We start from the raw sequence: 11,914 nt of genomic DNA on the forward strand, positions 1-11,914 counted from the left end.
GGGGGGGGCGGCCGGCTGCCACACCCGGCACGTGACCTAGAACGCCTCGCCGCGCGCCGCGCGCTCGCGCAGCGACGTCGGCGGGCGGAAGCGCTCGCCGTAGGTGTCGGCCAGGTAGTCCGCCCGCTCGACGAACTCGCGCAGCCCGTACGAGTTGACGAACTGCAGCGTGCCGCCGCTCCACGGGGCGAACCCGAACCCGAGGACGCTGCCGACGTTCGCGTCGCCCACCGAGGTCAGCACGCCCTCGTCCAGGCACCGGATCGTCTCCAGCGACTGGATGAACAGCAGCCGGTCCTCGACGTCCCGCTCGGTCACGCCCGCCTCGGCCCTGGCGTAGCGCTGGAGCCCCGGCCACAGGAACTTCTTCCCGCCCTCGGGGTACTCGTAGAACCCGGCCCCGCCGGACTTGCCGGTCCGGCCCTCGGCCACCAGCTCCTCCAGCACCGCGAACGCCGGGTGGTCGCCGAGCGCCCCCGCACCGGCCGGGTCGTCGGCCAGCGCCTGGTCCCGGATCTTGAGCGGCAGCGTCAGCGTCACCTCGTCGGACACCGCCAGCGGGCCCACGGCCATGCCCGCGCGCCTGGCCACGTTCTCGACCAGCGCCGGCGACACGCCCTCGGCCACCATCGACACGGCCTCGGTGACGTAGGTGCCGAAGGTCCGCGAGGTGTAGAAGCCGCGGCTGTCGTTGACCACGATCGGGGTCTTGCCGATCCGGAGCACGTAGTCGAACGCGCGCGCCAGGGTCTCGTCCGAGGTCTTCTCGCCGCGGATGATCTCCACCAGCCGCATCTTCGGCACCGGCGAGAAGAAGTGCAGGCCGATGAACCTCGTCGGGTCCTGGACGGCCGACGCCAGGCCGGTGATCGGCAGCGTGGAGGTGTTGGACGCGATCACCGCGTCCGGCAGGGCCGCCGCCTCGGCCGAGGCCAGCACCCGGTTCTTCAGCTCGCGGTTCTCGAAGACCGCCTCGATGACCAGGTCGCAGCCCGCCAGGTCGGCGTCGGAGTCGGTGGGCGTGATGCCGGGGGTGTCGCCGGCGCCCTTCCGGGCCGCCTCCAGCGTCACGTCCTTGAGCACGACCTCGATGCCGGCCTTGGCGCTGACCTCGGCGATGCCCGCGCCCATCATGCCCGCGCCGAGCACGCCGACCCTGGTCACCTCCGACCGCGCGACGCCCTCGGGGCGGGACCCGCCCGCGGTGATCTCGTTGAGCTGGAACCAGAACGTGGTGATCATGTTCTTGGCGACCTGGCCGGTGACCAGCTCGACGAAGTACCGGCCCTCCACCTGGAGCGCCGTGTCGAAGTCCACCAGCGCGCCCTCGACGGCCGCGGCCAGGATCTTCTCCGGCGCCGGGAACGCGCCGTGCGTCTTCTTCCGCAGCACGGCCGGCGCGGCGGACAGCAGCCCGTACAGGGCGGGGTCGCCGACCCGCACGTCGGGCACGGCGTACCCGGGCCGGTCCCACGGCTGCACGGGCTCGGGGTTGGCCTTGATCCACGCCCGCGCCTTCTCGACGAGCTCCTCGCGCGTGGCGGCCAGCTCGTGCACCATCCCGGCCTGGAGCGCCCGCGCGGGCCGCAGCTGCCGGCCCTCCATCAGCAGCGGCAGCGCCGGCTGCACGCCCAGCAGCCGCACCATGCGCGTCACGCCGCCACCGCCGGGCAGCAGCCCCAGCGTCGCCTCGGGCAGGCCGAGCTTGATCCGGTCGTCGTCCAGCACCACCCGGTGGTGGCAGGCCAGCGCGATCTCGAACCCGCCGCCGAGCGCGGCGCCGTTGATCGCCGCCACGACGGGCCTGCCCAGCCGCTCCAGGCGCCGCAGCTGGCCCTTGACGTCCTCCAGGAACCCGAGCGCCTCGGCGGCGTTGTCGGGGGTGACCCGGACGAGCAGGTTCAGGTCGCCGCCCGCGAAGAAGGTCTTCTTCGCCGAGGTCAGCACGACGCCGGTGATGTCGTCGCGCTCGGCCTCCAGCCGCGCGACCGCCTCGCCCATCGCCCGGTGGTACTCGGCGTTCATCACGTTCGCCGAGCCCGACATGTCCATGGTGAGCGTGACGATCCCCTCGCCGTCCCGCTCGAAGTGGATGGTCATCTACACCCTCTCGATGATCGTCGCGATGCCCATGCCGCCGCCCACGCACAGGGTGGCCAGCCCCCGGCGCAGGTCCCGGCGCTCCAGCTCGTCGAGCAGGGTGCCGAGGATCATGCAGCCGGTCGCGCCGAGGGGGTGGCCCAGCGCGATCGCGCCGCCGTTGACGTTGACCTTCTCGTCGGGCAGGTCCAGCTCGCGCTGGAACCTCAGCACCACCGACGAGAACGCCTCGTTGATCTCGAACAGGTCGATGTCCTCGACGGTCAGCCGCGCCTTCTCCAGCGCCTTGCGGGCGGCGGGCGCGGGACCGGTGAGCATGATCGTGGGCTCGGTGCCGACGACCGCCGTGGCGGTGATCCGCGCGCGGGGCGTCAGGCCCAGCTCGCGGCCGATCCGGGCGCTGCCGATCAGCATCGCCGCCGCGCCGTCCACGATCTGCGACGAGTTGCCCGGCGTGTGGACGTGGTCGATGCGCTCGACGGTGGGGTAGCGGTCGATGGCCACGGCGTCGAAGCCCAGGTCGCCGTGGAAGGCGAAGGACGGCTTGAGCTTGGCCAGTCCCTCCATCGTGGTCTCCGGGCGGATCGCCTCGTCGTGGTCGAGGACCACCACGCCGTTCCGGTCGACCACCGGGACCAGGGACTTCTCGAACCAGCCCTTGTCCCGCGCCAGCGTCGCCCGCTGGTGCGAGCGCAGCGCGTAGGCGTCCACGTGCTCGCGGGTGAAACCCTCCAGCGTGGCGATCAGGTCCGCGCTCACGCCCTGCGGCACGAAGTTGGTCGCCAGGTTCGTCTCGGGGTCGGCCATCCACGCGCCGCCGTCGGAGCCCATCGGCACCCGCGACATCGACTCGACGCCGCCCGCGACCACCAGGTCCTCGAACCCGGACGCCACCTTCGCCGCCGCCAGGTTCACCGACTCCAGGCCCGACGCGCAGAACCGGTTGAGCTGCACCCCCGCGGGCCGCAGGTCCCAACCCGCCGCGAGCACGGCCGTGCGCGCGATGTCCGCGCCCTGCTCGCCGACCGGCGACACCACGCCGAACACCACGTCGTCCACGGCCGAGGTGTCCAGGTCGTTGCGCCGCGCCAGCGCCGCTAGCACCCCGGAGGCCAGGGTGATCGGCTTGACGGAGTGCAGCGAACCGCGCTTTCCCCTGCCCCGCGGTGTGCGCACCGCGTCGAAGATCAAGGCTTCGCTCATGCACCCCACGGTAGGGTCCGCGACGGCCCCCGCCCATGACCGCGGCAGGTGACTTATTAGCTCACCCCGTCCCTCGACGGTGTGACCTCTCACCCGGTCCGGTGCGCCGGCCTGACAATTGCGCTCACGATCGGCCGCCCGAGTGGCGCGTCCCGGTCATGGCGGCCCCGCCCCGCCGGTGGCACCGTCGACACCATGCCGACTCGCCGTTCGCCGTGGATGACCGAGGACCTGGACCAGCTCCGCGACCTGGCCCGCGCGTTCCTCGCCAAGGAGGCCGTCCCCCACCAGGAGCGCTGGGCCGCGCAGAAGCAGGTGGACCGGGAGTTCTGGACCAAGGCGGGCGAGGTGGGCCTGCTGTGCCTGTCGATCCCGGAGGAGTACGGCGGCGGTGGCGGCACCTTCGCGCACGAGGCGGTGCTGCTGGAGGAGCAGGCGCGGGCCGGCGACAGCTCGTGGGGCAACAGCGTGCACAGCGGCATCGTCGCCCACTACGTCCTCGCCTACGGCACCGAGGAGCAGAAGCACCGCTGGCTGCCCAAGCTCGCCTCCGGCGAGTACGTGGGCGCGATCGCCATGTCCGAGCCCGGCGGCGGGTCCGACCTCCAGAACGTCAGGACGCGGGCGCTGCGGCGCGGCGACGAGTACGTGCTCACCGGCTCCAAGACCTTCATCACCAACGGCGCGCAGGCCGACCTGGTGGTCGTGGTCGCCAAGACCGACCCCGCGCAGGGCGCCACGGGCATCTCGCTGCTGGTCGTGGAGACCGCGGACGCGCCCGGCTTCCGCCGCGGCCGCGTGCTGGACAAGGTCGGCATGAAGGGGCAGGACACCGCCGAGCTGTTCTTCGACGACGTCCGGGTGCCCGCCGCGAACCTGCTGGGCACCGGCGAGGGCCAGGGGTTCATCCAGCTCATGCAGCAGCTACCGCAGGAGCGGCTGATCATCGCGGTGGCGTCCGTCGCGGGCATCGAGGCGGCGGTCGACCTGACCCTGTCCTACGTCAAGGAGCGGACGGCGTTCGGGCGGGAGCTGATCAAGTTCCAGAACACCCGGTTCACGCTGGCCGAGTGCGCCACCGAGGCGCGCGTGACCAGGGCGTTCGTCGACGAGTGCGTCACCGAGCACCTGGCCGGGCGGCTGGACGTGCCCACGGCGGCGATGGCCAAGTGGTGGGCGACCGAGCGCCTGTGCCGGGTGGTCGACGAGTGCGTCCAGCTCTTCGGCGGCTACGGCTACATGACGGAGTACCCCATCGCGCGCGCGTGGGCGGACGCGCGCGTGCAGAAGATCTACGGGGGCACGAACGAGATCATGAAGGAAATCATCGCGAGGTCCCTCTAGATGGCCGGGCCGCTGGAGGGGCTGGAGGTCGTCGAGCTGGCCGGGCTGGCGCCCGCGCCGTTCGGCTGCATGGTGCTCGCGGACCTGGGCGCGTCCGTGACCAGGGTCGACCGCGTCGGCGGCGGCGCGGCGGTGCCCGGCGACGTGCTCGGGCGCGGGCGCCGGTCGATCGGCGTGGACATCCGCCGCCCGGAGGGCGTCGAACTGGTGCTCCGGCTGGTCGCGCGGTCGGACGTGCTGGTCGAGGGCTTCCGGCCGGGGGTGACCGAGCGGCTGGGGATCGGGCCCGCGCAGTGCCTGGCCCGCAACCCGCGCCTGGTCTACGGGCGGATGACCGGGTGGGGGCAGACCGGTCCGCTGGCCGACCGGGCGGGGCACGACATCAACTACATCGCGGTGGCCGGCGCGCTGGAGCCGATCGGCCGGGCGGGCGCGCCGCCGACCGTGCCGCTGAACGTCGTCGGCGACTTCGGCGGCGGCGGGCTGCTGCTGGCGCTCGGGCTGCTGGCCGCGCTGTACGAGCGGGAGCGGTCCGGGCGGGGGCAGGTCGTGGACGCGGCGATGGTCGACGGCGCGGCGCTGCTGACCACGTTCCTGCACGGCATGTCGGCGGCGGGGGCGTGGCCGGGCGGCCGGGGCGAGAACCTGCTGGACGGCGGCGCGCCGTTCTACGACGTGTACGAGGCGGCGGACGGCAAGTACGTCAGCGTCGGCGCGCTGGAGGAGAAGTTCTACGCGGAGCTGCTGACCGTGCTCGGGCTGGCCGGGGAGGACGTGCCGAGCAGGCACGACCCGGCGAACTGGCCCGAGCTGAGGGCCCGGATCGCGGCGGCGGTGGCCACGCGGACGCGGGACGAGTGGGCGGCGCTGGCGGAGGGCACCGACGCGTGCCTGGCGCCGGTGCTGGCGCCCGGCGAGGCGCCGGGGCACGGGCACAACGCGGAGCGCGGCGCGTTCGTCGAGGTGGGCGGGGTGGCGCAGCCCGCGCCCGCGCCGCGGTTCGACCGGACGCCGGCGGACGTGCCCGCGCCGCCGCCCGCGGTGGGCGAGCACACGGCTGAGGTGCTGGCGGAGCTGGGGCTGGGGGAGGACGAGGTGGCCGAGCTGCGGCGGGCCGGCGTGGTGGGCTGAGCGCCGTGTGGGCTGAGCGCCGTTCGACCCCCCGGGCCGGGCGTTCGACCGGTCGGGGTTCGGGCGTTCGACTCCTCGCCACCGTCCGTTCGACGCGGCGGGGTCGTTCATTCGACCGGGCGGTTCAGGAGTTCACCCCGCAGGGTGGTTCCGGCCGGTGAGTTCCGGTCGGCGAGTTCCCGGTGGCGCGTTCCGGTCGGTCCGGGTGTTCCGGGTCGTCCGGTGAACGTGAATGGGCGCGAAAAATCACCTGAAGAGGTGGTGAAAAATATCGGCGGCCGACATCGGGCTTTGTCACGCTAGGTGCGCGACCCGCCGCAAACAGGTGATGAGCAGTACGGACGTGATGGTGTCGCTCAACTCCGGGGTTCGTGCCATGGGGGGTGGGCGAGTGCCCGTACCTAGGTGATCGGCGGGACCGCAGGTCCCCTTGATAGTCCGTTCGGGTGACAACAGGCGGGGGTGGTGCACGCCTGCGTGGTCGTCCAGGCCGCCGCCCGGGGGATGACGGCGGGTTCCGCGTTCGTCATCCGGGTGAATGGGGGACCATGTCGGGTGACGCGGCGGGCACGGCGCCCGCCTGCCCCTGCCCCGTGAACGGACGGAGACCGATCAGTGAACGTCAAGAAGGTGGTGACGCTGGCGGCGGTCGCGCTGGTGCTGTTCCTCCTGATCACCCAGCCGAACGAGTCGGCCGAAGCGGTGCACACGGCCCTGGGGTGGCTGGAGCAGGCCGCGCAGTCGATCATCACCTTCGTCCGCAGCCTCTTCGCGTAGCCGCCGGGCCCCCTGCGCGCGGGGTCCGGCGGACTCCGCTCAATGCGGTCACGATCCGTGACAACGGGCCTCCATCGTTGGACCGTACGGGTGGAATGAGGGCTATAACGCGCTGGTAACAGGGTTTTTGACAAACCGGGGTCTAGCGGTTGTCGGTACCCGCTAATACGGTGCGCTGCATTGGCTGATCTTCGACCGACGAGGAGGCAGAATGGTCGAGGACTCCGGAGTCGACGAGCTGCTGAGGCAGTGGGCGGCCGAGCGCTCGGACGACGCCGAGCTGCAGGAGGTGAACCGGATCAAGGACGCGTGGCTCGCGGAAGCCCCGCCGTCCCCCGGTATCCCCGTGCAGCGGGCGACTGGTGGTCACCGCGGTCTGGTGCGGGTCGAGTCCGCTGACCCCGCCTACGTGGCGGCGATGCGGAAGCGGGCGCCCGAGGTGCCCGAGGGCCTGCTCGCGGCCGCCGCCAGCTACTGGCAGCTGGTGGGCGACCTGTCCGAGGCGGAGCAGTGGTGGGACGCGGGCATCAGCCCGCTGGACCAGCGCGCTCTGGACTACCGGGCGGCCGGGCTCACGCCCGCCGACCTCGGTCGTCGGCTCGGGCCGATGACGGTGCTCCAGCACCTGCGTCGGGGCAGTGCGGCGGCCTGGTGCGTGGCCAGGTTGCAGAGGCAACGCCGGGACGGCGTGGCCTAGTCCGGAAACGAGAGGGGCGGGCTCCTGTGGTCGGGAGCCCATGCCCGAGGGGTGGGCTCCTGCGGAGGAGCCCTCGCCCGAGGGGGTGCCGGGGACGCCACCGCGACCTGCTCCGAGCGGGAAGACCCCGAACCCGGCAAACCCGACCGTTCGACCTGCTCGGCGCGCGAAGTACCCTGGAGCCGTGCCGGGCCTCATCACCCCCAAGCGGACCGCCATCGCGCTGGTCTGCGTGCTCTCCCTGATCGTGTGCTGCGGCCTCGCCTACTGGCAGTGGGCGCGGTTCTCCCAGGCCGGCGGCACGTTCCAGAACCTCGGCTACGTCTTCCAGTGGCCCCTGTTCGGCCTCTTCCCCGCCTTCATGGTGTGGCGCATCCGCAAGCTGGACGCCCAGCGCAAGGCCGAGGCCGCCGCCGGCCCGCCCGAGGAGCCGGTGGTCGAGCCGGTCGGGCGGGTGGTTACGGTTGAGCCCGTCAGGAGAGCGCACGACGACGAGGACGACGAGCTGGCGGCCTACAACCGCATGCTCGCCGAGTTGCACGCGCGGGACCAGCGGTGAGGCGAAGGTAGGGCGATGGACGGCGCGTTGACCAGGTTCCGGTTCATGGCTTACGTGGTCGGTGTCGGCCTGCTGCTGCTCGTGGCCGCCATGTTCGCCAAGTACGTGGGCGACAACGAGACCATGATGCGGATCGTCGGCCCCGTGCACGGCTTCCTCTACGCGGTCTACCTGGTGCTGACCGTCGACCTGGCGCTCAAGGCCCGCTGGTCGATCAAGGGCACGGCCCTGGTGCTGATCGCCGGCACGATCCCGTTCGTGTCGTTCTACGCCGAGCGCAAGGTCGTGGCGAACCTCCGGACCGGCAAGGCCCTGTGACCAGGGTTGACCGGGCCGCCCGGCCCGCCTAGCGTCTGGCGGTACCAACTGAACACGGCCGTCGACGTCGCGCGGGAGAGTCCCCAGGCGAGCTGGGGCGCCGAAGGAGCAACCCCTCCCCGGAATCTCTCAGGCACAGCTACCGCCGACGAAGGCAACTCTGGAAAGCAGGCGCCCGGCGCGCCTCGCCCACGGTGCAAGCCGCTCACCAGCGGTGAAGCTCTCAGGCTCATGACAGAGGGGGAGGCTCACTCAGACGAGGAGTCTCCGATGGACCGTGTCATCCTTCACACGTGCCCGCCGACCCGACCGGTCGGCGCTACCGGCATGTCCGCACCCCGGGAGGACCGCGCCTGATGGAAAGCCGCCGCACGCCCCTGCACGCCGAGCACGAGGCCCTGGGCGCCATGTTCACCGACTTCGCGGGCTGGCGGATGCCGCTGCGCTACGACAGCGAGCTGGCCGAGCACCGCGCGGTGCGCACGTCGGCGGGCCTGTTCGACCTGACCCACATGGGTGAGATCGTGCTCACCGGGCCGGAGGCGGGCGCCGCCCTGGACCACGCCCTGGTCGGGCACGCCTCCGCGATCGGCGTCGGCCGCGCCCGCTACACCATGATCTGCGAGGCCGACGGCGGCGTGGTCGACGACCTGATCGTCTACCGGCTGGGCGACCAGGAGTACCTGGTCGTGGCGAACGCCTCCAACGCGGCCGTCGTGCACGAGGCGCTGGTGGAGCGGGCCGCGGGCTTCGACACCGCCGTCGAGGACCGCTCGACCGACTACGCGCTGCTGGCCGTGCAGGGCCCGAACTCCACGGCGATCCTCGCCGGCCTCACCCCGACCGACCTGTCGGCGGTCAAGTACTACGCCTCCTACCCGACCGAGGTGGCCGGCAAGCCCGTGCTGCTGGCCCGCACCGGCTACACCGGCGAGGACGGCTTCGAGCTGTTCACCGCGCCGGCCGACGCCGCCCACGTGTGGCGGGCGCTGCTGGAGGCGGGCGCGCCGCACGACCTGAAGCCCGCCGGCCTCGGCTGCCGCGACACGCTGCGGCTGGAGGCGGGCATGCCGCTGTACGGCAACGAGCTGGGCCGCGACCGCACGCCGTTCCACGCGAACCTGGGCCGGGTGGTCAAGCTCGACAAGCCGGGCGACTTCGTCGGCCGCGACGCGCTGGCCGCCGTCGCCGAGCGGGGCGTGGACACCGCCCTGGTCGGCCTCAAGACCACCTCGCGCCGCGCGCCGCGGCACGGGTACCCGGTGCTGGACGCGGCGGGCGACCCGATCGGCGAGGTCACCAGCGGCGCCCTGTCGCCGACGCTGGGCTACTCGGTGGCCATGGCCTACGTGGCCGTCGACCACACCCGGCCGGGCACGCCGCTGTTCGTCGACGTCCGGGGCAAGCGCGAGCCGGTGGAAGTCGTCGCCCTGCCGTTCTACAAGCGAACCAGCTGACCCCAGGAGAGATCCCCATGTCCGAGCACTTCAACACCTCCCTCGCGGAGTTCGACCCGGAGGTCGCGGACGCGGTCGCCGCCGAGCTGCACCGGCAGCAGAGCACGCTGGAGATGATCGCCTCCGAGAACTTCACGCCGGTGTCGGTGCTCCAGGCGCAGGGTTCGGTGCTGACCAACAAGTACGCCGAGGGCTACCCGGGCCGCCGGTACTACGGCGGCTGCGAGAACGTCGACGTGATCGAGCGGCTGGCCATCGAGCGGGTCAAGGCGCTGTTCGGCGCGGGCTTCGCCAACGTGCAGCCGCACTCGGGCGCGCAGGCCAACGCGTGCGCGATGTTCGCCCTGCTCCAGCCCGGCGACACGATCCTGGGCCTCGACCTGGCCCACGGCGGCCACCTCACGCACGGCATGAGGATCAACTTCTCCGGCAAGCTCTACAACGTGGTGCCCTACCACGTGTCGGACGCCGACGGCCGCGTCGACATGGCGGAGGTCGAGCGGCTGGCGCAGGAGCACCGGCCCAAGCTGATCGTGGCCGGCTGGTCGGCCTACCCGCGCCAGTTGGACTTCGCCGAGTTCCGCCGCATCGCGGACTCGGTCGAGGCCTACCTGATGGTGGACATGGCGCACTTCGCCGGCCTGGTCGCGGCGGGCCTGCACCCCAGCCCCGTGCCGCACGCGCACGTGGTGACCACCACCACGCACAAGACGCTGGGCGGCCCCCGCGGCGGCGTGATCCTGACCAACGAGGCCGACCTCGCCAAGAAGATCAACTCGGCCGTGTTCCCCGGCCAGCAGGGCGGCCCGCTGGAGCACGTGATCGCGGGCAAGGCGGTGGCGTTCAAGCACGCCGCGTCACCGGAGTTCGCCGACCGCCAGCGCCGCACGGTCGAGGGCGCGAAGATCCTCGCCGACCGCCTGGCGCAGCCCGACGCGGCCGCCGCCGGCGTGAAGGTCCTCACCGGCGGCACGGACGTGCACCTGGTGCTGGTCGACCTGGTGGCGTCCGAACTGGACGGCAAGCAGGCCGAGGACCGGCTGCACGAGGTCGGCATCACGGTCAACCGCAACGCGGTGCCGAACGACCCCCGCCCCCCGATGGTCACCTCCGGCCTGCGCATCGGCACGCCCGCCCTGGCCACGCGCGGCTTCGGCGCGGCGGACTTCACCGAAGTGGCCGACGTCATCGCGGCCGCCCTCCAGCCGTCGCCGGACCTGGCGGAGCTGCGGGCGCGCGTGGACGTGCTGGCGGCCAAGCACCCGCTGTACCCGAACCTGTGAAGCACGGCACGAAATAGTTCGAGTTTCCTCGAGGTTGTCCCGCGTGCACCCGCCTGCGGGACAACCGAAGGGAACACCATGACCGCGGCACTCGCCCCCGAGGCCCAGGACCTGCTCTTCCGCGAGGCGCGCACCGCCAACGCGTTCACCGCCGAACCGGTGACGGACGACCACCTGTGCACCGTGTACGACCTGGTGAAGTGGGCCCCGACGGCGATGAACAGCCAACCGCTGCGCGTGCTGTTCCTCCGCTCGGAAGAGGCGAAGGAACGCCTGGCCCCCCCACATGGCGGAAGGCAACCGCCCCAAAACCCGCTCGGCCCCCGTGGTCGCGGTCCTGGCCGCCGACACCGACTTCCACGAGCGCCTGTCAGTGACCTTCCCGCACGCGAAGGGCGCGAAGGACGCGTTCGCCGACGACACCCGCCGCACCGAGGTGGCCAAGACCAACGCCACGCTCCAGGCCGGCTACTTCATCGTGGGCGTGCGCGCGGCGGGCCTGGCAGCGGGCCCGATGACGGGCTTCGACGCCGAGGGCGTGCGCCAGGAGTTCTTCGCCGGAACCAACCAGGTACCCCTGGTGGTGGTGAACATCGGCCACCCGGACGAAGCAGGCTTCCGCCCCCGCAACCCGCGCCTGGCGTACGACGAAGCAGTGACCGTCCTCTGACCCAAGCGCGACCGCACAACACACCGGTCCTGAACGCATGACACGCGCGCTCTGAACGCATGACACGCGCGCCCTGAACGCATGACACGCGCGCCGAACATCAAACTCACCCGCCCTCAACGTACGACTCGCGCGCTCTGAACGTACGACTCACGCGTCCTGAACGTACGACTCACCGTGCCTGAACGTACGACTCGCGATGTCTGAGTGGACGACACGCGGTGTTTGAGTGGAGGACACGCGGGTGGTGGTGGGTTAGCGCAGCGTCAAACGGGGAGTTGCGCTCGTCCTCTCCCGTATGGCCTGGGCGCAGCCCTACCGCGCTTGTCAAGGGGTCCGCACGCTTTTCGCGGACCCCTTGACAAGGGTGGTTGC

General features: G+C 72.0%; 10 protein-coding genes, 1 pseudogene and 2 riboswitches. Of the genes and pseudogenes, 9 read left to right on the forward strand and 2 right to left on the reverse strand.

From position 1 onward, the window contains the following. Nucleotides 1–36: 36 nt before the first annotated feature. On the reverse strand, nt 37–2,100 hold the full coding sequence (locus tag ACFV4N_RS31830; protein WP_499676337.1) for a 3-hydroxyacyl-CoA dehydrogenase NAD-binding domain-containing protein: 2,064 nt from the start codon (nt 2,098–2,100) through the stop codon (nt 37–39). Further along, nucleotides 2,101–3,303: an acetyl-CoA C-acetyltransferase gene (locus tag ACFV4N_RS31835; protein WP_499676338.1), complete on the reverse strand. Its 1,203-nt coding sequence runs from the start codon at nt 3,301–3,303 to the stop codon at nt 2,101–2,103. It abuts the gene before it with no gap. 195 nt (nt 3,304–3,498) lie between these two features. On the opposite strand from ACFV4N_RS31835, the gene ACFV4N_RS31840 reads away from it, so the two are divergent. From ACFV4N_RS31840 to ACFV4N_RS31880, 9 genes and pseudogenes are all read left to right on the forward strand, one after another. Further along, the gene (locus ACFV4N_RS31840) at nt 3,499–4,647 is read left to right on the forward strand and encodes an acyl-CoA dehydrogenase family protein (RefSeq protein WP_499676339.1); all 1,149 of its coding nucleotides are present in this window, start codon (nt 3,499–3,501) and stop codon (nt 4,645–4,647) included. Then, the gene (locus tag ACFV4N_RS31845) at nt 4,648–5,778 is read left to right on the forward strand and encodes a CaiB/BaiF CoA transferase family protein (protein ID WP_499676340.1); all 1,131 of its coding nucleotides are present in this window, start codon (nt 4,648–4,650) and stop codon (nt 5,776–5,778) included. Between the two features lie 615 nt (nt 5,779–6,393). Continuing rightward, nucleotides 6,394–6,555, forward strand: a complete 162-nt coding sequence (locus ACFV4N_RS31850) for a hypothetical protein (protein ID WP_499676341.1) — start codon at nt 6,394–6,396, stop codon at nt 6,553–6,555. A gap of 211 nt (nt 6,556–6,766) precedes the next feature. Next, complete coding sequence (locus ACFV4N_RS31855; RefSeq protein WP_499676342.1) at nt 6,767–7,252, forward strand: helix-turn-helix transcriptional regulator; 486 nt, start codon at nt 6,767–6,769, stop codon at nt 7,250–7,252. Nucleotides 7,253–7,436: 184 nt separating this feature from the next. Beyond that, nucleotides 7,437–7,811, forward strand: coding sequence for a hypothetical protein (locus ACFV4N_RS31860; RefSeq protein WP_499676343.1), 375 nt, complete (start codon nt 7,437–7,439; stop codon nt 7,809–7,811). 15 nt (nt 7,812–7,826) lie between these two features. Further along, the gene (locus ACFV4N_RS31865; protein WP_499676344.1) at nt 7,827–8,129 is read left to right on the forward strand and encodes a DUF3817 domain-containing protein; all 303 of its coding nucleotides are present in this window, start codon (nt 7,827–7,829) and stop codon (nt 8,127–8,129) included. Between the two features lie 62 nt (nt 8,130–8,191). Beyond that, nucleotides 8,192–8,283, forward strand: a riboswitch (glycine riboswitch). A gap of 1 nt (nt 8,284) precedes the next feature. Beyond that, a riboswitch (glycine riboswitch) is annotated at nt 8,285–8,374 on the forward strand. Nucleotides 8,375–8,485: 111 nt separating this feature from the next. Beyond that, complete coding sequence (gene gcvT / locus ACFV4N_RS31870; RefSeq protein ID WP_499676345.1) at nt 8,486–9,586, forward strand: glycine cleavage system aminomethyltransferase GcvT; 1,101 nt, start codon at nt 8,486–8,488, stop codon at nt 9,584–9,586. 17 nt (nt 9,587–9,603) lie between these two features. Next, the gene (glyA, locus tag ACFV4N_RS31875) at nt 9,604–10,869 is read left to right on the forward strand and encodes a serine hydroxymethyltransferase (protein WP_499676346.1); all 1,266 of its coding nucleotides are present in this window, start codon (nt 9,604–9,606) and stop codon (nt 10,867–10,869) included. A gap of 78 nt (nt 10,870–10,947) precedes the next feature. After that, nucleotides 10,948–11,539 (forward strand): annotated as a pseudogene (locus ACFV4N_RS31880) (malonic semialdehyde reductase). The last annotated feature ends 375 nt before the right edge of the window (nt 11,540–11,914 follow it).

The organism is Actinosynnema sp. NPDC059797 (assembly GCF_042732085.1).
Classification (GTDB): Bacteria; Actinomycetota; Actinomycetes; order Mycobacteriales; family Pseudonocardiaceae; genus Actinosynnema.